We start from the raw sequence: 21026 nt of genomic DNA, 5'->3' as shown, positions 1-21026 counted from the left end.
ACTGGCATAAATTTTTTGCAGCATCGAGCTGCGCAGGCACAGCAAGCCAGAGAAATTTATGCCAGTTCAGCGTTGGAATATAATGTATTTGTTTTATTTAGAATCGACTATATAGTATTTTATATTGCGTTAATTTTTTACTTATATTAGCTTAGCAAAAGCTTACTTTGACTTATGTATCAATATGAATACGAGTTTATTTGCTTTTATGCTTGCGCTCTTCGCTCACAGGCTTATCATAACGGTATTTACTTCAATACCTAGTGCCAAACATGAATAATGACTCTCAACCAGACTTGCCATTTTTATCAACCAAGCAGCTATCTTCTACCCCTAACGATGCGTCGACAAAAAAGATTGCCATCACTCATGCGCCGGTATTTGCAACTGCGACAGATGTCAAGCAATGGATTAAAACTCAAGCACAGGCGCTCGGGTTTGCTGACTGTGGTTTCTTATCCGTTCACCACCCTCTATTTACTCAGCAGATTGTACAGTTGCAGCAATGGCTAGATAAAGGCTATGAAGGTCAGTTGCAGTTCATGCACAATAACCATCATCTGCGCGCTCATCCTGAACAGTTGGTAGAGGGCGCAAAGACTATCATTAGCGTGCGTATGGATTATCTAACGCAAACCCCGACACCGCGCACTATCAGTGACAATGACCACCCCAATCAAGGCATCATTGCCCGTTATGCCAGAGGGCGCGACTATCATAAGACGATGCGTAGTCGATTAAAGCAGTTGGCATTAACCATCGAAACCATGCTGCCTGAATGGCGGCATCTCAACATTGGCTCAGAAAAAGATTTTATTTTTAGACCCTTTAGTGATTCTGCGCCCATTTTTGAACGTCCCATTGCAGAGGCAGCTGGCCTTGGCTGGACAGGAAAGCATACATTATTAATCAACAAGCAAGCTGGCTCATTTTTTGTACTGGGTGAGCTATTTATAAGCCTTGAGTTGCCTGATGATGAGCCAGTAAAAGAGCACTGTGGTAGTTGCAGCGCTTGTATCGATATTTGTCCTACCCAAGCGATTGTCGCGCCTTATGAGCTAAATGCTTCTGCTTGTATCTCGTACCTGACTATTGAGCACGATGGTATCATTGATACTAAATACCGACATGCGATTGGCAACCGAGTCTTTGGTTGTGATGATTGTCAGCTTATCTGTCCATGGAACCGTTACGCCAATATCACGCCTGTAGAAGACTTCGCACCACGGCACAATCTTGATAACAGTAGTTTGCTTGAGCTATGGCAATGGTCAGAAGAAGAATTTATGAGAAAAACTGAAGGCAGTCCACTGCGACGCACAGGTTATGTCAATTTTTTGCGCAATATTACTATAGGCCTTGGCAATGCGAATGGCAGTCAACAAACTATCGCGCAACTACAATCAAAATTGGGTGTACATAATGAGATGCTCGATGAACATATCACTTGGGCGATAGCTGAACAGCGCGATAAATTAAAGATGGCTGAATCGTAGATTTCTACTGATCTAAACTAAAACCCAAACCAAAAAATACCTCTTAATAAGAGGCATTTTTTATTGGCTTATATTTCTAAAACATTCTTACATCTTTAAAAGCCCAAAAGCAACATTACGGCTTAGGAATACGTAGCACTTGACCTGGATAAATTTTATCAGGCTCAGAAAGCATAGGTTGATTGGCTTCAAAAATCTTCATATAGTCATTTGATGAACCATAAACATCTTGCGCAATTTTAGACAAACTATCGCCCGACTTTACGGTGTACATAGTAGATTCAGGTGCATCTTCTTCGATATCAATATTGTCGATTACTTTGGCCACGTTTTGCACATTGCCAATAGCAATAATCGCTTTTTCACGGTCTGCTTGGGTTTTGGCCTTACCACTAATTTCCGCAGTATCTGTTGAACCATTATATTTGATTTTTAGATCGCTGATATTAAGGTTTTGCTGTTGAATGCGACGCAGCAATATATTAGCGACTGATTGAGCAGAAGGCTCACTGCTTTGTACTGGTGTATTAGCATCTGCTTTCGTTTCCGCTTTGGCATCATGTTTGGCGTCATCACGATTAAAAATCTTATCGCCAATATCTTTTGCAAAACTGAACATACCCATATAATTATTCCTTAAAATATTATTATTTATTATTCATCGTTTTTTTTGTGATGATACAGATAATTAACTATCATCACTTCGCTGCTTTTACCGATACAAGTATAGACAAAGGAAAATGACATGGATAGTAAGAGTATGTTGAGTAATGTTGATTTGGCGTAGCTTATGTTAATGTATGGTCATAAAAAAACCGCCTATCTATCAAGATAAGCGGTCATATAAATCTTGTTGAGCCAGTAGCTAATTATAGCTGCGCTTGTACATAATCAATTGCTTTTTGAACTGTGGTCAATTCTGCTGAATCTTCATCAGGAATAGTAATGCCAAAATCACTTTCAAATGACATAACCAGTTCAACTAGGTCTAACGAATCAGCGCCTAAGTCTTCCATAAATGAAGCATCATTGCTGATATCTTCAACGTTCATACCCAATTGCTCAGCTACTGCAGCTTTAACTCTTAGCTCGGTATCATTACTCATGTAGATTTCTCCTTTTTGATCTATAATTTTGACAGATTGCCATAGCCCTATAATTAGGCTCTATAGCATTGTATATAAAATGGGATTTTCAGACTAGCATGGCTGTCTAAGTGCTTTATAACAAGTTATACGTTTTGACCAATATCTGGTAGAGCCTCGCTATAATACAGGGCTTTGGCATAAAAGTAACCGCCATTATAGCATTCTTTATTATAGTTTACACTCGTTCACACAGTTTTTTATTATAACTGTGTAACGCTTGTGTGTTACCTACATGTACATGCCACCATTGACAGGAAGAACCGCTCCTGTGATATAGCTGGCCTCATCACTGGCCAAAAAATGCACTGCGGCGGCGATATCTTCTGGTTGACCAAGACGACTGATTGGTACGGCATCTAACATAGAATTTAATAGACGTTCATCAAGCTCATCCGTCATATCTGTCTCGATTAAACCTGGAGCGACGCAATTAATCGTCACTTGTCGTGAGCCAATTTCACGTGCGAGCGTACGGCTAAAGCCTTCTACACCAGCTTTGGTCGCAGCATAGTTAGACTGACCAGCGTTACCCATTTGAGCGACAACAGAGGTAATATTGATGATGCGGCCACGGCGCGCCTTCATCATACCGCGTACGGCACGTTTGCTCATGCGATAAACTGAGGTCAAATTGGTATCCATGACATTTTCCCAATCTTCATCTTTCATGCGCATCAGCAGTCCATCTTGGGTGATACCGGCATTATTAACCAATACCTGTACCGCACCATAAACGCTTTCAATCTCTTCGAACAGTTTGTCAATTTGGGCAGTATCACGCACATCCAAGACACGACCAATACCGCCAGTATCGTGAAGGTAATCATCAATAAGCTCTGCGCCTTTTTCAGTGGTCGCTGTACCAATGACAAAATGCCCTTCTTTAGCAAAGCGTTTGGCGACTGCCTTGCCAATACCGCGGCTAGCGCCAGTAACCAATGTAATCGTACGGCTCATAATAATACCTCCAATAGTTTCTCTAGACGGGCAGGCTTGTCAGTAGGATAGCTTGTAATTGGCTGTGCTTGACGCTTCGCCAAATTACTCAGTACGTTGCCACTGCCACATTCGATTAATATGTTAATTTGCTTGTCAGCCAGCTCTTGCATGGTTTTCGACCACAATACAGGCTCACTTAGTTGCTCAGTTAATGCTTGCTTAATGCCTACCGCACTGGTCTCGACGCGTGCATAGCGATTTTGAATAACAGGAATGGTTGCTTGATCGAACTTGATGCCTGCTAATATTTCAGCCAAGGCATTGCTTGCAGGTTGCATCAATGCACAATGAGATGGCACACTCACTTTTAGAGGCACAGATTTTTTGCCAGTATTTTTTACTTTATCGATCACCGCATTAACGCCCGCAGCATTACCCGATATGACCACTTGTCCTGGGCTATTAAAGTTGGCAGCACCAACAATAGCACCGTCGACATGTTCAGTCGCTTGCTCGCACAGGTTTTCTACTCTGTTATCTTCAAGTCCCAGTACGGCAGCCATCGCAGTATCGACGCCAACGACCGCCTCTTGCATCAGCTGGCCACGCTTATGTACTAGATTTACTGCATCACCAAGCGATATAACATTGGCGGCACACAGAGCACTGTATTCGCCTAGAGAGTGACCAGCTAAATAACATGGCTTTTCTTTTATTTTTTGTTGTAAGACACGCCAAATTGCAATGCTAGCGGTTAGTAGTGCAGGCTGAGTGTATTGGGTTTGATTGAGTTTTTCTTCATCTTGACAGATTGCCCATAAATCCTCACCAAGCGCATCACTCGCTTCGGTAAAAGTATCACGTATCTCTGGATAAATATCAGCAAGCTCACTCGTCATCGCGACTGCTTGAGAGCCTTGTCCAGGAAAAATGACCGCGATACGAACGGGTTGCTTTTTTACCATATCGGGTACAGACGCCATAACCAATATTCCTTAGTTGATTACAAATATCCCTAAAAACACTGAGGGTATTATATTATTAGATTTCATACAAACTACTACTTTACGATAATCAATTCAAAGAAAAGACAATCTTAAAATAGCGTTCTTTTGCAAAGCACAGATTGTCTGTCAACTATACACTGACACACTCTATTATCATAGCGAATGCAAACTGAACAACAGTAGCAGAGCGCCATCCAAGTTAAAAGTATTCATTATATCAGCGTATTTTTCAAGTACTAACCATAGAACTTAGTGAGACAACAATCTAAATCTCAAATAACAAAAAGCCAAGTTATCCAGCTACATAATATATGATAGCGAAATAACTTGGCTTTTTTTAACTCAAAACTGATTGCCTAACAACAGCCAGACAAAGATAACAACAGTCACCAGTACTATCATTACTTCGCCCAAGCCATCATACAGCCAATGTCTTAGACGTCTTGGCTGACTTTGAATAACTGACGACCACGGTAGAAACCATCTTTAGTCATGTGATGACGGCGATGTTTTTCACCAGTAGTTGCATCTACGCTTAGCTCAGCAATTTCCATACGATGATGTGAACGGCGCATGTCACGACGAGAACGGCTTTTACGACTTTTTTGAACAGCCATGATATAGCTCCTATACTTAAAAGGGATAAGCTTGAAATTCAGCTTTAGTCGATACTGACAGAGGCTATATAATCACAACAACCTAAGTCTTAAGCATCATTAGTTAAATAGATTGTCGCTCACATAAAGCGCTGACTTCATCTAAAATTTATAAAAAATTCAATCAGTCAGCTTCTATCAGCAAGCAACAGGTTGCTCGAATGCAATAAACCGGATATTATACGCATGTTTATTCAATTAATAAAGCCCTGCCTTTCACTCTTCTGCACAAAGCTAATAAAAGACACTTAAATACATTAAACAAATCACTTTTATAGCTTGCCTTTTAGCGAAGCCAACGCAGCAAATGGATTTTCACTCTCTTCTTCTTCTGGTATTTCACCAAACTGCTCAACCGACATTTCACAATCATCATGTTTTGGTGCCATTGGAGTTTTGAGCAATATCTCATCTTCTACCAGTTTCTTGAATGGTAATAAGCGCTCTGGTGATTGCTCAGTAACGACTTCATCGAGCAATAAATAATCTTGCTCTTCATTAACTGAGCGCACCTGGCTGTCATTTTCAAGTAGCGCAACATCATAATCATCAGACAAATCTATAGCGACTGGTTGTAGACAGCGTTGGCAAGTTAACCAGACTTCACCTGTCAGTGTAAATGCTAAATGCAAGACGTTATTACGGCGATACAAATGAGCATCTAACTGTGTTTTTGACTGCTCATGCTCAGTACTTAGGGTGGCAGCAAGACGATCAAAAGAGTTTGGCTCGACCTCTCCTGACCATTCGAAACCCGCATCCGCCCACTTATCCAAAGAAATATGCTCAGGCATGCTGGTAGATACAGGCGCTTTTTTATTGTCGGCTTGAAGTGCTGACGGTTTAATTGCTGGAGTGCTTGACATGCGCGACCTCATTCATAAAAACGATGTATAATATTGCCTGCCATACTAATGGAAAGCGCCGAGCTGCGCCAGCGCTAGTGTGTTAATATTTTTTTATCTCTAGGTTGTTTTAGTCTCCTATTCCTTATTCTCTATTTGATCAGTATTTTATCTATGAGCTCATTCAACAATCAAACTAATTTTTCTAACTTGCTATCTGATATCGAAGCCAATAATCTACTGCAACATCTGACCGATCTGACAAACCATATTCAAGAAAATGCTCCCGCCTCATTAATTTTTAAACGAGATGAACATTTAAGCGAATGGAAAAAAGAATGGCAAAGACTCTCTAGCGTGAAAATATATGATAACGCTCAACAAGCATTAGATCAAAATGAAAGAGCGGCGACAGACTGGCTTATGAAATTATTCAATGTCTTATTTGATGATCAAAAAGTCTTATTAACTCGCAGTGCTGGAGAACCAGAATACTTCCCTCATCAACATAATGAACCAGCAAGAATTGAATTTGCGCATGGTTTTTTTGCCAGTGCGCTGCATGAATTAAGCCATTGGTGCATCGCTGGTAAAGCGCGTAGAGCACTTAGTGATTTTGGCTACTGGTATGCACCAGATGGACGCTCAGCAGCCCAACAGCAAGCTTTTGAGCGTGTAGAAATTAAACCACAAGCACTGGAGTGCCTGTTTACCCTCGCTTGCGGACGAGAGTTCCAAGTGTCGCAGGACAATTTGTTTGCAGAATTTGACACTAAAGGCAGTACTTTCACTAGTGACGTTTATCTACAAGCTAAAGAGTACATTACAAAGCCACATACCCTACCACGTGATGCCAAAATCTTGTTGCACACTTTGTTAATGGTTTGTGCTTCTGATTAATCTCAATCAGCTCAAAGCTAACTGTTTAACTTTACTGTTCTATCGTTAACGATTCCCAACGGACAGTAACGCCACGTCACTAAAATTATATTTTCTTTACGCTATACTGGTAGGTATCTTAAATGCAATTGATCGTCATCTAAATGATGATATATACATTTCATGAAAGCACATATATCTTAATGGCTAAAAACCAATAACTATAAAATAAGGAACCATTATGCAAGTACTTTATATCCATCCAGACAACCCACAACCACGCCTGATTGAACAAGCAGCCGATCTATTGCGTAAAGACCTATTAATCATCTATCCCACTGATACCAGTTATGCTTTTGGTTGTCGCTTGGGTGCAAAAGACGCATTAGAAAAGCTCAAGCAAATTCGAGAGCTTGATGACAAACACCAGTTTACCTTATTGTGCCGTGACTTAAGCGAGATTGCCAACTACGCTAGTGTAGACAATGTACAATTCAAACAACTCAAAGCACATACCCCAGCACCTATTACTTTCATCCTAAATGCCACAAAAGACGTACCAAAAAAACTTGCTCATGCGAAGAAAAAAACCATCGGTATTCGCGTACCTAGCAATCCTATTGCGCAGGCACTTTTGGAAGCGATGGATGAACCAATCTTAACCAGCTCATTAATACTACCTAATAGAGATGATATAATCGACGATCCATTCGAAATTGAAGAGTTACTGGGCAATCAGATAGACGGTTTGATTAATGCGGGTGTCAAAACTACCAAGTTAACAACCATTGTAGATATGACCAGCAGTCAGCCTGAAGTGATAAGACAAGGTGCAGCCAATGTCGATTCATTAGTACTATAATGATTAGAAAATAATAAAGAATCGCCCATAAAAAAGCTCCAATTCAATTGGAGCTTTTTTATAAGTTTATATTTTCAGTGTAAAACTAGTCACGATCAACCAATTCTACATAAGCCATTGGCGCATTGTCACCATCACGGTAACCACATTTTACGATACGCAAATAACCACCTGGACGTGTCTGGTAACGAGGACCTAACGTGCCAAATAATTTGCCTACCATAGCTTTGCTACGCATACGACTGAATGCTAAACGACGGTTAGCAACGCTGTCTTCTTTAGCCATAGTGATCAATGGCTCGGCAACGCGACGTAATTCTTTAGCTTTTGGTAAAGTTGTTTTAATCAGTTCATGCTCAAATAATGAGTTGGTCATGTTCTGAAACATTGCCTTACGATGACTGCCGGTACGACCCAGCTTGACTCCACTCTTACGATGGCGCATAGTCAAAAATCCTTAAAGTTTAACGGCTACGATAAGAAAAGCGATCATCAACACGTAAATCAGCTGGTGGCCAGTTATCTAGGCGCATACCAAGCTCCAAATCTTTAGACGCTAACACGTCTTTGATTTCCGTTAATGATTTCTTACCAAGATTTGGGGTTTTTAGTAGTTCAGTCTCTGAACGCTGTACCAAATCACCGATATAGTAAATGTTTTCAGCTTTCAAGCAGTTGGCTGAGCGAACCGTTAGTTCAAGATCGTCCACAGGGCGTAATAGCACCGGATCAACCTCTTCTTTTTCTTTCACAGGCTCAGGCGCTTCTTCAGCTTCTAGGTCAACAAAGATAGAAATCTGTTGTTGTAAAATAGTGGCTGCTTTACGAATTGCTTCTTCTGGATCTATAGTGCCATTAGTTTCAAGCTCAATGATAAGACGATCAAGATCAGTACGCTGCTCTACACGAGCGTTCTCAACCTGATAAGCAACACGAAGTACAGGACTAAAACTTGCATCAAGCTTTAAACGTCCAATTGCTTTAGTGTCACCATCTTCACGGCGCTGGTTTGCTGGCTCATATCCACGACCCATCACTACACGCAAACGCATCTTAAGATGACCACGATCGCTCAATGTACCCAAGACCAATTCTGGATTGATGATGTCAACATTGTGCGGTAACGCGATGTCTGCAGCAGTAATAGTGCCTGGACCTTGTTTATCCAAGGTCAAAAATACTTCATTTTGGTCATGAAGCGTAATTGCCAAACCTTTTAGGTTCAAAAGCAAGTCAAGTACATCTTCTTGTAGTCCTTCAAGCGTTGAGTATTCATGGTCAACACCATCAATCTCAGCTTCAATGACTGCAGCACCAGGTAATGAAGATAACAAGATGCGACGCAGAGCATTACCTAGGGTATGCCCAAAGCCGCGTTCTAACGGTTCGAGCGTGACTTTCGCAATCGTTTCATTAACCGTATCCACATTAATGGCATTCGGCGTTAGAAACTCAGTTGCATTTAGCATCATGATGTCACCTCGATTTATTAAACTGGTTTAATTAACGTTAATTGCTCAATGCTATTTTTATAGCATCGAGCATTACGTCATTTACTTAGAGTATAGCTCAACGATCAAACTTTCGTTGATTTCAGCAGGTAGATCAATACGATCAGGCGCGTTCTTGAACGTACCTTGTAATTTGCTGTGATCAACATCAAGCCATTCTGGAATACCACGTTGTGTCGCTAGTTCAATAGCGTTTTTGATACGTAGCTGTTCGCGAGACTTCTCTTGAATAGCGATGACATCACCATCTTGAAGCTGAATTGATGGAATGTTCACACGAACAAACTCATCACGACCAGCTTTTTTTACCATAACAGTACGATGACTGACTAGCTGACGTGCTTCAGCGCGAGTTGAGCCAAAGCCCATGCGATATACCACGTTGTCTAGACGGCTCTCAAGCATTGCTAGTAAGTTTTCACCAGTAGCACCGCGCTTACGAGCAGCTTCTTTATAGTAATTAGCGAACTGACGCTCTAGTACACCATAGATACGCTTAACTTTCTGCTTTTCACGCAGCTGTAGAGCATATTCTGAGGTCTTGTTACGGCTTACACCGTGTTGACCTGGTGGACGACCAGCTTTTTTCGTTTTTACGTCGTATGGTTTAACGCCAGACTTAAGACCTAAGTCTGTTCCTTCACGACGTGATAATTTGAGTTTTGGTCCAATATAGCGGGCCATTGTTATGTCTCCTATAAGCTTTTGGGATAAAAAGCTTCGTCTTTAATATTAGACGCGGCGCTTTTTCGGCGCACGGCAACCATTGTGTGGGATTGGGGTTACATCAGAGATGCTGTTAACTTTATAACCCAATGCACCTAGTGCTCTTACCGCAGACTCACGACCCGGTCCTGGTCCTTTGACCAAAACGTCGATATTCTTAACACCGTATTCTTGAGCCGCTTTACCAGCGACTTCAGCTGCAACCTGAGCTGCAAATGGTGTAGATTTACGTGAACCACGGAAGCCTTGTCCACCTGAAGTGGCCCAAGCCAATGCATTACCTTGACGATCGGTAATCGTAACAATGGTGTTATTAAAAGACGCATGGATATGGGCTATGCCCTCCGATACTGAACGACGAGCCACCTTTTTGCGACTGCGAGTGTCTTTTGCCATCTTTTAGCTTCCTAAGTTAATTATCTTTTGAGAGGACGTGTCGGACCCTTGCGAGTACGAGCGTTGTTCTTGGTGTTCTGACCTCTAACTGGTAGGTTACGACGATGGCGAATGCCACGGTAACAACCAAGATCAACTAAACGCTTAATATTCATTGAAACTTCACGACGAAGGTCACCTTCAGTCATGTAATTTGCAACTTGTGCACGGATAGCATCTAACTGTGTATCATCTAACTGACTAACTTTAGTAGTAGGGGCAATGCCAACTGCTTCTAAGATTTTCTGAGCAGTGGTACGACCTACACCAAAGATGTAAGTTAGTGAAATAACAGCATGCTTATTATCCGGAATGTTTACGCCGGCAATACGAGCCATTGATTTCTCTCCATTAAAGAAAAATAAGCGTTATTTATCAATAAGGCATTATTTTTCAGATTTGTTGCTGTTAATACTAGAGCTCTTATAATTACTATCACTGTTTTGACTTGGTTACAAACCTATCCATTGATAATATTATAAGTAATTCTGCATAAACACGGCAAGTGGCGGATGATATCCCATCCGCCTTTATTTTTCAAGTATTAATTTAAATAGTAACAAAAGTTGAAAAACTCTGATACTAAATATTAACCTTGGCGTTGCTTGTGGCGAGGTTCTGCAGTACAAATAATATGTACACGGCCTTTACGGCGCACAACTTTACAGCTACCACAAATCTTTTTAACTGATGCTTGAACTTTCATAGCATGCTCCTTGGAATATCACACCGCTCATTTAAGGTTGAGTGGGCGTTTGAATTAACGTCTGATCATGATATTGATGGGTCATCAAATGCGCTTGAATTTGCGAGATGAAATCCATTACCACAACCACCATGATCAGTAAAGACGTACCACCGAGTTGAAACGGCACACCAAACGATGACTGAACGACCATTGGCATTAAACAAATAACCGTCATATACATCGCGCCAATAAAGGTCAGTCGGTTTAATACATGATCGAGGTAACGCTGAGTTTGTTGTCCGGGGCGAATACCTGGAATATACGCACCACTGCGCTTAAGGTTTTCAGCTACTTCTCGCGGACTAAATACCAATGCCGTATAGAAATAACAGAAGAAAATAATCATCGCACCAAACAATACTAAATATAGCGGTTGTCCTGGAGACAATACCAGTGCCATATTTTGTAATATTTTTTGTGTAAAGGTGGGATCAGTCGATTGACCAACCCACTGCCCTAAACTTGCAGGAAACAACAATAAAGAGCTGGCAAAAATGGCTGGGATAACTCCTGCCATATTAAGCTTCAACGGCAAATGAGATTGCTGTTGAGCATAAATTTTGCGACCTTGTTGTTGTTTTTGCGCATAATTTACGGGAACACGGCGCTGAGCACGTTCGATATAAACAATACCAGCAGTAACCGCGATACCTAGTAGCACAAAAATAAATAACACAATCAAGTTCATCTGACCTTGATTGACTTGTTCGATAGACTGCGAAATCATACCTGGCGTACCAGCCACAATACTCGCAAAAATGAGCATTGAGATACCATTACCAACGCCACGTTCTGTAATTTGCTCTCCAAGCCACATTAAGAACATTGCGCCCGCTACTAATGAAGTAACGGCTGGAATATAAAAAGTAAGACCAGAAGATAAGGTAAGATTTTGGCTGATTAAGCCAGCACACATTCCTAATGACTGTACTAGAGCTAACGCAAGTGTTCCCTGACGGGTATACTTGTTTAGCTTACGTCGTCCCGCTTCGCCCTCTTTTTTGAGGGCTTCAAGTGAAGGCAATACTGCAGACATCATTTGTACAATAATCGATGCTGAAATATATGGCATAATGCCAAGTGCCATAATGGACATACGCTCTAGTGCACCACCTGAGAACATGTTAAACATGCTCAAGATGGTATTTTCGTTGCGCGAAAACAGATCAGCCAAATTAACTGGGTTAATACCCGGTACTGGAATATGTGACCCTAAACGATAAACAATCAATGCGCCGATTAAGAATAATAAACGCGTCCATAATTCGTCATATTTACGTATGAATGCAAATGGATTAAGCGGTATACCAGCCGATGACATTGATTGTTTTGACACGTTACTACTCCTCGATGCTACCACCAGCAGCTTCGATTGCTTGCTTGGCACCTTTAGTCACTTTAATACCTTTAAAAGTATAAGCTTTAGTGACTTCGCCTGACAACATAACACGGGCACGCTTCATATCATGACGGATAAGATTGGCAGCTTTAAGTGTTTCAAGGCTAACCACATCACCTTCAATTTGATTCAGTTCAGAAAGACGCACTTCAGCAGTCTTCATAGCCATTTTACTGGTAAAACCAAATTTTGGTAGACGGCGATATAAGGGCATTTGACCACCTTCAAATCCTGAGCGAATGCTAGAACCTGAACGAGATTTCTGACCTTTTACACCACGACCACCAGTCTTACCAAGACCTGAACCGATACCACGACCACGACGTTGGGCAGTTTTCTTTGCGCCAACACCTGGTGATAATTCATTTAATCTAAGACCCATTACGCTTCCTCCACTTTTACCATGTAGTTAACGCGATTGACCATACCACGGGTTGAAGGAGTATCTTCTACTTCAACAGTATGATTAATACGGCGTAAACCCAATCCTTTCAAGCTCGCTTTGTGGCTCTTTAGGCGATGGGCACCCGATTTAAATTGAGTGACTTTCATTTTTTTCATCGTAACTCACCTAGTCTAAGTTAACCCAAGATTTCGTCTACAGATTTACCACGTTTAGCTGCCATCTTTTCTGGAGTTGACATATCACGTAAACCGTTAAACGTTGCGCGAACAACGTTAGCAGTATTGGTAGAACCATAACATTTAGTCAAAACATCTTTGACACCAGCAACTTCTAATACAGCACGCATTGCGCCACCAGCGATTACGCCAGTACCTTCAGATGCAGGCTGCATATAAACTTTACTAGCACCATGACGTGCTTTGATTGGATGATACAAAGTTGCATCATTTAGTTCAACAGTAATCATATTACGTTTGGCAGCTTCTAGTGCTTTTTGGATAGCTGCTGGCACTTCACGTGCTTTACCGCGACCAAAACCAACACGACCATTGCCATCGCCCACTACGGTTAACGCAGTGAAAGAGAAAATACGACCACCTTTAACAACTTTTGCAACGCGATCAACGGTAACTAAGCGTTCTACTAAACCGTCAGTCTGCTCATTTTTATCATTTTTATCATTTCTAGCCATGATTAAAACTCCAATCCATTTTCGCGAGCAGCTTCTGCTAAAGCTTTAACTCGACCATGATATTTAAAACCACTACGGTCAAAGGCAACTTTAGTGATACCAGCTGCTTTTGCGCGTTCTGCGATCATTTGGCCCACAGACGTTGCTGCATCAGCATTGCCAGTCGCGCCTGAGCGCAAGCTGCCGTCTAAGGTAGATGCCTGAGCAATCACTTCACCACCGGTAGGAGAGATAATCTGGGCATAGATATGTTTTGGCGTGCGAGTAACCGTTAAGCGATGAACGCCTAAGAAACGGATATGCGCGCGGGTTTTCTTAGCTCGACGCAGACGAGCTGCTTTTTTATCAAACATTTCAACTCACCTTATTTTTTCTTAGCTTCTTTGCGAATCACATGTTCGTCACTATAACGAATACCTTTACCTTTATAAGGCTCAGGTGGGCGGAAACCACGGATATTAGCCGCTGCTTGACCAAGCTGCTGTTTATTGTTTGATTTCAAAACAATTTCAGTCTGCGTTGGGGTTTCAGCTGACACACCTTCAGGCAACGTATATTCTACTGGATGAGAGTAACCAACGTTCAAAGTTACCTTATTACCAGCAACTTGTGCGCGATAACCAACACCAATTAACTGAAGACGTCTTTCAAAGCCTTCATTTACACCTGTAACATAATTGTTTAACAGGGCGCGCATGGTGCCAGTGTGCATCATAGCTTCTTTTGAATCGACTGTAGGTGAGAAAATGATCGCATCATCTTCCTGTTTCAGCTCGACCAATTCATGCAGGCGTAAAGACAAATTACCGTTCTTGCCTTTCACTTCGACCTGCCGATCGTTCAAAGTAACACTTACGCCGTTTGGCAGTGTCACTGGGGCTTTAGCCACACGAGACATAGGAATATTCCTTAAAAAATTAACTTCTTTATATTAGCGAAAAAACTAACAGGCTAAAAAGCGTGTTAGTTTAGCATAGTTGACCGCGTTAGACACCTATCAATTTGAAATAATTTATCATCACTCAATTAATAGAAGTCTAACAACTATCAAATAGACTTTATCATCGTATAGCTTACGCTACAAATGCGACGATTTCACCACCGATACCAGCAGCGCGTGCAGCACGATCACTCATGATACCTTGGCTAGTTGATACGATAGCAACACCCATACCTTGTTTAACAGTAGGGATAGCGTCTTTACCGCGATGCTGGCGTAAACCAGGACGGCTAAAACGTTGAATCGTTTCGATGACAGCTTTGCCTTCGAAATATTTCAATTCGATAGATAGGGTTGCTTTGTTGTTGTCTTCTTCTTTAACAACAGCGCTCGCCACATAACCTTCGCTAACTAGCAAATCAGCAATTGATTTACGTAATTTAGAGCTCGGCATTGCTACCGATACTTTGTTAGCCATTTGTGCGTTACGAATACGGGTTAGCATATCCCCAACGGTATCTTGCATACTCATATAGTTACCCCTTACCAGCTTGCTTTACGAACACCAGGCACATCGCCTTGCATGACACGCTCACGCAACATATTGCGTGATAAGCCAAACTTGCGGAAGTAACCGTGAGGACGACCGGTGATAGCACAACGATTACGCAGACGTACTGGTGATGAGTTGCGTGGAAGAGCTTGTAGCTCTAACATTGCTTCCATACGAGTTTCGTCACTTGCAGTCATATCACTGATAGTTTCTTTTAGCTTGATACGCTTATCCGCGTATTTAGCAACCATTTTTTCGCGCTTTAATTCGCGGTTAATCATGCTCTTCTTTGCCATAACGTCTTTACCTTATTTAAATGGGAAGCCGAATGCTTTAAGCAACGCACGACCTTCTTCATCAGTACCAGCTGACGTGGTGATTGTCACATCCATACCGCGAATACGATCAATCTTGTCAAAATCTACTTCTGGGAATACGATTTGTTCTTTGATACCCAAAGAGTAGTTACCACGTCCGTCAAAGGCTTTAGGTGAAAAACCGCGGAAATCACGAATACGAGGAATTGCAATGGCAATGAGACGATCTAAAAATTCGTACATTTGCTCACCGCGTAGCGTTACTTTACAGCCAATTGGCCATTCTTCACGAATCTTAAAGCCAGCAACTGATTTACGCGCTTTGGTGACGACAGGTTTTTGACCAGCGATAGCGGTCATGTCAGCTACTGCACCTTCAAGCAATTTCTTGTCTTGAGACGCGCCGCCTACACCCATGTTTAGTGTGATTTTAGTGATTTTAGGCACTTGCATCACATTTGCTAAACCAAGCTCTTCTTTGATTTGCTGCTTTAGTTCATCGTTATATAAAGATTTTAATCTTGCCATTACCATTACACCCTTAGTGTCTTACGCAGTCGCCACTACTTCACCGCTTGAACGATAGACGCGTTGTTTCTTGCCGTCTTCGCCAAACTGATAAGTAATACGGTCTGCTTTTTGGGTTTGCGCATTTAATATTGCGACATTTGAGATATGTAAAAAAGCTTCTTGCTTAAGAATGCCGCCTTCAACACCAGTCGCCTGATTTGGCTTCTTATGTTTTGTGACAATGTTAATGCCTTCAACTTTAATACGATCATTTTTTACAGCTTGTACAGTACCCTGCTTGCCTTTGTCTTTCCCAGCAATCACGATAACTGTATCGCCTTTACGTAATTTTGACATGGATTACCTCACAATACTTCTGGTGCTAGTGATACAATTTTCATAAACTGATCACCACGTAGTTCACGAGTTACCGGTCCAAAAATACGAGTTGCAATCGGTGCTTTATTTTGGTTCAACAATACAGCAGCATTGTCGTCAAAACGCAGAACAGAACCATCAGGGCGACGAACGCCTTTTTTGGTACGTACAACTACAGCATTCATCACGTCGCCTTTTTTAACACGACCGCGAGGAATGGCTTCTTTAACCGTTACTTTGATAATGTCGCCAACTGATGCATAACGACGATGAGAACCACCCAGTACTTTAATGCACTGAACTCGTCTTGCACCGCTATTATCTGCAACTTCCAGCATCGATTCAACCTGAATCATAGCGTTACTCCACACGTATGAGCAATAAAAACCAGTTGCTGCCGCTAGCACAGTATGAGTAGTCGGCATTTCAATAATAATAACCGCTACTACTCTTAATGTAAGTGATATACGCTCGGCGCAATCAGCATCCTTAAAAAGGCGGCTATTTTAACAGCTTCTGGCTTTTAATGCAATTTACTTAGATTTTTTCTACTTTTTCAACCACGTCAACCAAAGTCCATGACTTGGTTTTTGAGATTGGACGCGTTTCTTTGATGCGGACAAGATCGCCTTGTTGGCAAACATTATTCTCATCATGTGCTTTGATTTTTGTAGAACGACGAAGCTGTTTGCCATACAAAGGATGACGAACCAGACGCTCAATCAAAACTGTGATGGACTTGTCCATCTTGTCGCTGACAACTCGTCCTGTCAATACGCTAGCATTGGTAGCTGTTTGATTGTTATCGCTCATGAGTCGCCTCGTTGTTTCTCGTTAATCAAAGTCTGAATCTGAGCAATCGTGCGACGATTGCCTCTGACTTCATGGGTATTACCCAACTGACCGGTTGCTTTAGCCATACGAATACGGAAAGCATCAAGTTGCTTTTCATCAAGTAACTGGGTCAGTTCTTCTAATGATTTATCACGTAATTCACTGATCTTCATTACATTATCGTCCGCTTAACAATGGTAGTTTTAAAGGGCAGTTTTGCTGCAGCAAGCGTGAAGGCTTCGCGAGCAAGCTCTTCTGGCACCCCTTCAATTTCATATAGCACTTTACCAGGTTTGATTTCGCATACCCAATATTCAACAGGACCTTTACCTTTACCCATACGTACTTCTAATGGTTTGTTGGTAATTGGTTTGTCTGGGAATACACGAATCCAAATCTTACCGCCACGCTTGATTTTACGAGTGATGGTACGACGTGCTGCTTCAATTTGACGGGCAGTCATACGACCACGAGTCAACGATTTTAGACCAATTTGTCCGAATGCAACGGTGCTTCCACGATGAGCTAGCCCAGTGTTACGACCTTTGTGCATTTTACGAAACTTGGTACGTTTTGGCTGTAACATAGTTTAACCTCTGTCTGTGTTTCGACGGTTTCCGTTTCCACGACCACGGCGTTTTGGCGCACGAGCCTGCTCTTCTTTGACGGGATTGTATACACTGTTCATGCCGTCAAGGATTTCGCCACGGAAGATCCAAACTTTTACACCGATGGTGCCGTAAGTGGTTTCCGCACGTACTGACGAATAGTCGATATCAGCGCGTAGTGTATGCAGTGGCACACGACCTTCACGGTACCATTCAGTACGAGCAATCTCAGCACCGCCAAGACGGCCAGACAGCTCAACTTTAATACCTTTAGCACCAGAACGCATGCTGTTCTGTACTGCACGCTTCATCGCACGGCGGAACATAACACGACGCTCAAGCTGACTTGCAATGCCTTCCGCTACTAAATGAGCATCAAGATCAGGCGAGGTGATTTCTTCAATGTTGACCTGAGCAGGTACGCCCATAATTTTGGTCAATTCTTTCTGAAGTCTTTCGATATCTTCGCCTTTCTTACCGATAACGATACCAGGACGCGCAGTGGCGATGGTAATCTTAGCAGCACCAGTAGGACGCTCAATCATGATCTTGCTAATCATAGCACTATCAAGTTTCTTGCGCAGATATTCACGAACTTGAATGTCGTTAATTAGGTATTCTGAGTATTGTTTAGGGTTAGCATACCAATTTGCATTATGCTTTTTTACAACACCAAGACGAATTCCGATTGGATGTACTTTTTGTCCCATAACTTATTCCCCTACCTTTATAGTGATGTGACAAGTACGCTTGCTGATACGATCAGCGCGACCTTTGGCACGTGGTAGGATACGTTTTAGCGTAATGCCTTCATCAACATAGATAGTAGCGACTTTTAGGTCGTCAATATCTAGGCCGTGATTGTGTTCGGCATTGGCGATGGCTGAGTTAAGACATTTCTTAACAAATACAGCGCCTTTTTTATTACTATACGTTAGGATATCCAAAGCACGCTCAATAGATTTGCCACGAACTTCATCAGCAACGAGTCTAACTTTTTGTGCCGAAATGGCGGCACCGCGTAATTTTGCAGTTACTTCCATGGTAAGCACCTTATTTCTTAGCTTTTCTGTCAATGCCATGACCACGATACGTACGAGTCGGGGCAAATTCACCTAGTTTATGACCAACCATCTGCTCGCTTACGATAACCGGTACATGAGTACGGCCATTGTGAACAGATAAAGTTAGGCCAACCATTTGTGGCAAAATCATTGAGCGGCGCGACCAAGTCTTAATTGGCTTGCGTGAGTTGGTGTCTAATGCATTCTCAACTTTGGCAAATAAGTGCGCGTCTATGAATGGACCTTTTTTCAATGAACGAGGCATGAAATTCTTCCTTTATTTCTTCTTGGCGCGGCGGCGGATGATCATGTTGTCAGTACGCTTATTATGACGCGTTTTAAGTCCTTTAGACTTCTGACCCCAAGGGCTGGTTGGATGGCGACCTTTATTACGACCTTCACCACCACCATGTGGGTGATCAACCGGGTTCATAGCGACACCACGAACTGAAGGACGAACACCACGCCAACGTGAAGCACCAGCTTTACCAAGTGATTTCAAGTTGTTTTCAGTGTTAGAAACTTCACCAATAACAGCACGGCAATTTACGTGTACACGGCGTGTTTCGCCAGAGCGCATACGTAGAATAGCATAGATACCGTCACGGCCTAGTAGCTGAACGCTAGCACCCGCAGAGCGAGCCATCTGTGCACCTTTACCGATTTTGAGCTCGATATTGTGAATCACAGTACCCAATGGGATGTTTTTTAGCGGTAAGCAGTTACCTGGACGAATTGGAGATGTTTCGCCTGACATTACTGTATCGCCAACTGCTTGCTTTTTAGCAGCGATAATGTAACGACGTTCGCCATCAGCATACTTAAGTAATGCAATATGTGCAGTACGGTTAGGATCGTATTCAATACGCTCTACCGTTGCTGGGATATTGTCTTTAGTACGTTTAAAGTCGATAATGCGATAATGTTGCTTATGACCACCGCCAATGTGACGAGTAGTGATACGGCCATTATTGTTACGACCACCTGACTTACTTTTTGATTCTAGAAGCGCTGCATAAGGACGACCTTTGTAAAGGTGTGGATGCACCACTTTTTCAACAAAACGACGGCCTGGTGATGTTGGCTTTGCTCTTACGATAGGCATGAGTGTAATCCTTATTCGTTATTCGCTGTTTCACTAGTAGAAGCAGTCGTATTTGCGACCTCTTCACCAGCATCAGCCATTTGTACATCTTGACCAGCTTTTAAGGTAACATAGGCTTTTTTATAGTCGTTACGACGGCCGATGCTTTTACCAAAACGCTTTGTCTTACCTTTAACATTCAAAGTGTTCACCTTAGTGACTTCAACACCTTCAAACATCAACTCAACTGCTTTTTTGACTTCAAGCTTAGTAGCATTAGAATCAATTTTAAATACTTGCACACCCAGTGAGTCGCCAAGCATTTGAGATTTCTCTGAGAATACAGGCCCTCTTAAGACCTGATAAAGTCTTGCGTTGTTCATGCTAGTGCTTCCTCAAATTGTTTCGCAGCTTCAACTGACATGATCACTTTATCAAATGCGATCAGGCTCACTGGATCCACTTCACTTGTACCAAGTACATTGACATGTGGAATGTTGCGAGCGGCTAAGTATAAGTTTTCGTCAACTTCTTTAGTAACGATTAGTGCACGAGGTGCACCAAGCTCATTTAGCTTTGCAATCAGTTCTTTGGTTTTCGGCCCAGAAACGCTCAACTCTTCCACCAAAATCAAACGCTCTTGGCGAATCAATTCGGCTAGGATACACTGCATCGCACCGCGATACATTTTACGGTTTACTTTCTGTGACCAATCTTGTGGTTTTGCAGCGAATGCTCGACCACCTGAACGCCAGATTGGGCTACGTATAGAACCCGCACGAGCGCGACCAGTACCTTTTTGGCGCCATGGCTTAATACCACCGCCAGAAACTTCGGCACGGGTTTTTTGTGCGCGTGTACCTTGGCGAGCACCAGCTAAATAAGCGGTGACGACTTGATGCACTAGTGCTTCGTTGAATTCACGACCAAATGCCGTATCAGAAAGCTCAACCGCCGCACCTGTAACTGTTTTTAAATCCACGTTAATCC

35 protein-coding genes are annotated in these 21026 nt (G+C 42.2%); 3 read left to right on the top strand and 32 right to left on the bottom strand.

The features are described from left to right. The first annotated feature begins 272 nt into the window (after positions 1 to 272). Positions 273 to 1496: a tRNA epoxyqueuosine(34) reductase QueG gene (gene queG / locus M917_RS03555; RefSeq protein ID WP_021813396.1), complete on the top strand. Its 1224-nt coding sequence runs from the start codon at positions 273 to 275 to the stop codon at positions 1494 to 1496. A gap of 115 nt (positions 1497 to 1611) precedes the next feature. Here queG and lysM read toward each other — a convergent pair whose 3' ends face one another. The 6 genes from lysM to M917_RS03525 all read right to left on the bottom strand — a co-directional run bounded on the left by lysM (position 1612) and on the right by M917_RS03525 (position 6112). Next, positions 1612 to 2121 carry a peptidoglycan-binding protein LysM gene (lysM, locus tag M917_RS03550; RefSeq protein WP_021813395.1) on the bottom strand — a complete coding sequence of 170 codons (510 nt, stop codon included), beginning with the start codon at positions 2119 to 2121 and terminating at the stop codon, positions 1612 to 1614. Positions 2122 to 2365: 244 nt separating this feature from the next. After that, a complete protein-coding gene (acpP, locus tag M917_RS03545) occupies positions 2366 to 2602 on the bottom strand; it encodes an acyl carrier protein (RefSeq protein ID WP_021813394.1) in 237 nt (78 codons plus the stop codon). A gap of 270 nt (positions 2603 to 2872) precedes the next feature. Next, positions 2873 to 3607: a 3-oxoacyl-ACP reductase FabG gene (gene fabG, locus M917_RS03540; RefSeq protein ID WP_264629260.1), complete on the bottom strand. Its 735-nt coding sequence runs from the start codon at positions 3605 to 3607 to the stop codon at positions 2873 to 2875. Continuing rightward, positions 3598 to 4566, bottom strand: a complete 969-nt coding sequence (fabD, locus tag M917_RS03535) for an ACP S-malonyltransferase (protein WP_021813392.1) — start codon at positions 4564 to 4566, stop codon at positions 3598 to 3600. The genes fabG and fabD overlap by 10 nt, the downstream gene beginning before the upstream one ends. Before the next feature lie 458 nt (positions 4567 to 5024). Continuing rightward, the gene (rpmF, locus tag M917_RS03530; protein ID WP_021813391.1) at positions 5025 to 5207 is read right to left on the bottom strand and encodes a 50S ribosomal protein L32; all 183 of its coding nucleotides are present in this window, start codon (positions 5205 to 5207) and stop codon (positions 5025 to 5027) included. A gap of 311 nt (positions 5208 to 5518) precedes the next feature. Next, positions 5519 to 6112 carry a YceD family protein gene (locus tag M917_RS03525; RefSeq protein WP_021813390.1) on the bottom strand — a complete coding sequence of 198 codons (594 nt, stop codon included), beginning with the start codon at positions 6110 to 6112 and terminating at the stop codon, positions 5519 to 5521. Between the two features lie 153 nt (positions 6113 to 6265). On the opposite strand from M917_RS03525, the gene M917_RS03520 reads away from it, so the two are divergent. Both M917_RS03520 and M917_RS03515 read left to right on the top strand, forming a co-directional pair. Next, on the top strand, positions 6266 to 6991 hold the full coding sequence (locus tag M917_RS03520; RefSeq protein WP_021813389.1) for an elongation factor P hydroxylase: 726 nt from the start codon (positions 6266 to 6268) through the stop codon (positions 6989 to 6991). Between the two features lie 220 nt (positions 6992 to 7211). Then, the gene (locus tag M917_RS03515; protein ID WP_021813388.1) at positions 7212 to 7832 is read left to right on the top strand and encodes an L-threonylcarbamoyladenylate synthase; all 621 of its coding nucleotides are present in this window, start codon (positions 7212 to 7214) and stop codon (positions 7830 to 7832) included. An 85-nt stretch (positions 7833 to 7917) separates the two neighbouring features. Here the strand turns inward: M917_RS03515 and rplQ are convergent, their stop codons facing one another. The 26 genes from rplQ to rplD all read right to left on the bottom strand — a co-directional run bounded on the left by rplQ (position 7918) and on the right by rplD (position 21018). Continuing rightward, complete coding sequence (gene rplQ, locus M917_RS03510) at positions 7918 to 8277, bottom strand: 50S ribosomal protein L17 (protein ID WP_021813387.1); 360 nt, start codon at positions 8275 to 8277, stop codon at positions 7918 to 7920. A gap of 19 nt (positions 8278 to 8296) precedes the next feature. Continuing rightward, positions 8297 to 9304, bottom strand: coding sequence for a DNA-directed RNA polymerase subunit alpha (locus M917_RS03505; RefSeq protein WP_021813386.1), 1008 nt, complete (start codon positions 9302 to 9304; stop codon positions 8297 to 8299). 81 nt (positions 9305 to 9385) lie between these two features. Then, positions 9386 to 10027: a 30S ribosomal protein S4 gene (gene rpsD / locus M917_RS03500; RefSeq protein ID WP_021813385.1), complete on the bottom strand. Its 642-nt coding sequence runs from the start codon at positions 10025 to 10027 to the stop codon at positions 9386 to 9388. A gap of 48 nt (positions 10028 to 10075) precedes the next feature. Further along, the gene (rpsK, locus tag M917_RS03495) at positions 10076 to 10465 is read right to left on the bottom strand and encodes a 30S ribosomal protein S11 (protein WP_010196728.1); all 390 of its coding nucleotides are present in this window, start codon (positions 10463 to 10465) and stop codon (positions 10076 to 10078) included. A 20-nt stretch (positions 10466 to 10485) separates the two neighbouring features. Next, positions 10486 to 10842: a 30S ribosomal protein S13 gene (gene rpsM, locus M917_RS03490; RefSeq protein WP_021813384.1), complete on the bottom strand. Its 357-nt coding sequence runs from the start codon at positions 10840 to 10842 to the stop codon at positions 10486 to 10488. A 251-nt stretch (positions 10843 to 11093) separates the two neighbouring features. Further along, on the bottom strand, positions 11094 to 11210 hold the full coding sequence (gene rpmJ, locus M917_RS03485; RefSeq protein WP_010196721.1) for a 50S ribosomal protein L36: 117 nt from the start codon (positions 11208 to 11210) through the stop codon (positions 11094 to 11096). Positions 11211 to 11241: 31 nt separating this feature from the next. Continuing rightward, on the bottom strand, positions 11242 to 12573 hold the full coding sequence (secY, locus tag M917_RS03480) for a preprotein translocase subunit SecY (protein WP_200861737.1): 1332 nt from the start codon (positions 12571 to 12573) through the stop codon (positions 11242 to 11244). Positions 12574 to 12592: 19 nt separating this feature from the next. Continuing rightward, positions 12593 to 13033: a 50S ribosomal protein L15 gene (gene rplO, locus M917_RS03475; protein WP_021813382.1), complete on the bottom strand. Its 441-nt coding sequence runs from the start codon at positions 13031 to 13033 to the stop codon at positions 12593 to 12595. Further along, positions 13033 to 13212: a 50S ribosomal protein L30 gene (rpmD, locus tag M917_RS03470; protein ID WP_010196714.1), complete on the bottom strand. Its 180-nt coding sequence runs from the start codon at positions 13210 to 13212 to the stop codon at positions 13033 to 13035. The genes rplO and rpmD overlap by 1 nt, the downstream gene beginning before the upstream one ends. Positions 13213 to 13232: 20 nt before the next feature. After that, on the bottom strand, positions 13233 to 13748 hold the full coding sequence (gene rpsE, locus M917_RS03465; protein WP_010196711.1) for a 30S ribosomal protein S5: 516 nt from the start codon (positions 13746 to 13748) through the stop codon (positions 13233 to 13235). A 2-nt stretch (positions 13749 to 13750) separates the two neighbouring features. Beyond that, on the bottom strand, positions 13751 to 14101 hold the full coding sequence (rplR, locus tag M917_RS03460; RefSeq protein ID WP_021813381.1) for a 50S ribosomal protein L18: 351 nt from the start codon (positions 14099 to 14101) through the stop codon (positions 13751 to 13753). 11 nt (positions 14102 to 14112) lie between these two features. Then, the gene (rplF, locus tag M917_RS03455; protein ID WP_021813380.1) at positions 14113 to 14646 is read right to left on the bottom strand and encodes a 50S ribosomal protein L6; all 534 of its coding nucleotides are present in this window, start codon (positions 14644 to 14646) and stop codon (positions 14113 to 14115) included. A gap of 175 nt (positions 14647 to 14821) precedes the next feature. After that, positions 14822 to 15220 carry a 30S ribosomal protein S8 gene (rpsH, locus tag M917_RS03450; RefSeq protein ID WP_021813379.1) on the bottom strand — a complete coding sequence of 133 codons (399 nt, stop codon included), beginning with the start codon at positions 15218 to 15220 and terminating at the stop codon, positions 14822 to 14824. 11 nt (positions 15221 to 15231) lie between these two features. Next, positions 15232 to 15537 (bottom strand): 30S ribosomal protein S14, encoded by a 306-nt coding sequence (gene rpsN / locus M917_RS03445; protein ID WP_021813378.1) that lies wholly within the window; start codon positions 15535 to 15537, stop codon positions 15232 to 15234. A 12-nt stretch (positions 15538 to 15549) separates the two neighbouring features. Continuing rightward, positions 15550 to 16086: a 50S ribosomal protein L5 gene (gene rplE, locus M917_RS03440; protein ID WP_021813377.1), complete on the bottom strand. Its 537-nt coding sequence runs from the start codon at positions 16084 to 16086 to the stop codon at positions 15550 to 15552. A 21-nt stretch (positions 16087 to 16107) separates the two neighbouring features. Next, positions 16108 to 16425 (bottom strand): 50S ribosomal protein L24, encoded by a 318-nt coding sequence (gene rplX, locus M917_RS03435; RefSeq protein WP_021813376.1) that lies wholly within the window; start codon positions 16423 to 16425, stop codon positions 16108 to 16110. An 8-nt stretch (positions 16426 to 16433) separates the two neighbouring features. Further along, positions 16434 to 16802: a 50S ribosomal protein L14 gene (gene rplN / locus M917_RS03430; RefSeq protein WP_010196702.1), complete on the bottom strand. Its 369-nt coding sequence runs from the start codon at positions 16800 to 16802 to the stop codon at positions 16434 to 16436. A gap of 181 nt (positions 16803 to 16983) precedes the next feature. Further along, positions 16984 to 17259: a 30S ribosomal protein S17 gene (gene rpsQ / locus M917_RS03425; protein WP_021813375.1), complete on the bottom strand. Its 276-nt coding sequence runs from the start codon at positions 17257 to 17259 to the stop codon at positions 16984 to 16986. After that, complete coding sequence (rpmC, locus tag M917_RS03420) at positions 17256 to 17453, bottom strand: 50S ribosomal protein L29 (RefSeq protein WP_010196696.1); 198 nt, start codon at positions 17451 to 17453, stop codon at positions 17256 to 17258. The genes rpsQ and rpmC overlap by 4 nt, the downstream gene beginning before the upstream one ends. Beyond that, positions 17453 to 17866, bottom strand: coding sequence for a 50S ribosomal protein L16 (gene rplP, locus M917_RS03415; protein ID WP_010196693.1), 414 nt, complete (start codon positions 17864 to 17866; stop codon positions 17453 to 17455). The genes rpmC and rplP overlap by 1 nt, the downstream gene beginning before the upstream one ends. Before the next feature lie 3 nt (positions 17867 to 17869). After that, complete coding sequence (rpsC, locus tag M917_RS03410) at positions 17870 to 18598, bottom strand: 30S ribosomal protein S3 (RefSeq protein ID WP_021813374.1); 729 nt, start codon at positions 18596 to 18598, stop codon at positions 17870 to 17872. 3 nt (positions 18599 to 18601) lie between these two features. Beyond that, positions 18602 to 18931, bottom strand: a complete 330-nt coding sequence (gene rplV / locus M917_RS03405) for a 50S ribosomal protein L22 (RefSeq protein ID WP_021813373.1) — start codon at positions 18929 to 18931, stop codon at positions 18602 to 18604. Between the two features lie 10 nt (positions 18932 to 18941). Then, complete coding sequence (gene rpsS / locus M917_RS03400; protein WP_021813372.1) at positions 18942 to 19217, bottom strand: 30S ribosomal protein S19; 276 nt, start codon at positions 19215 to 19217, stop codon at positions 18942 to 18944. Positions 19218 to 19229: 12 nt separating this feature from the next. Continuing rightward, the gene (rplB, locus tag M917_RS03395; protein WP_021813371.1) at positions 19230 to 20057 is read right to left on the bottom strand and encodes a 50S ribosomal protein L2; all 828 of its coding nucleotides are present in this window, start codon (positions 20055 to 20057) and stop codon (positions 19230 to 19232) included. 11 nt (positions 20058 to 20068) lie between these two features. Then, positions 20069 to 20419, bottom strand: a complete 351-nt coding sequence (gene rplW, locus M917_RS03390) for a 50S ribosomal protein L23 (RefSeq protein WP_040641832.1) — start codon at positions 20417 to 20419, stop codon at positions 20069 to 20071. Next, a complete protein-coding gene (gene rplD, locus M917_RS03385) occupies positions 20416 to 21018 on the bottom strand; it encodes a 50S ribosomal protein L4 (protein ID WP_021813369.1) in 603 nt (200 codons plus the stop codon). The genes rplW and rplD overlap by 4 nt, the downstream gene beginning before the upstream one ends. Positions 21019 to 21026 lie beyond the last annotated feature (8 nt).

Source organism: Psychrobacter aquaticus CMS 56 (genome assembly GCF_000471625.1).
In the GTDB taxonomy this organism is placed as follows: Bacteria; Pseudomonadota; Gammaproteobacteria; order Pseudomonadales; family Moraxellaceae; genus Psychrobacter; species Psychrobacter aquaticus.
The sequence above is the reverse complement of the archived record's forward strand: the minus strand, read 5'-3'. Positions and strand labels throughout refer to the sequence as shown.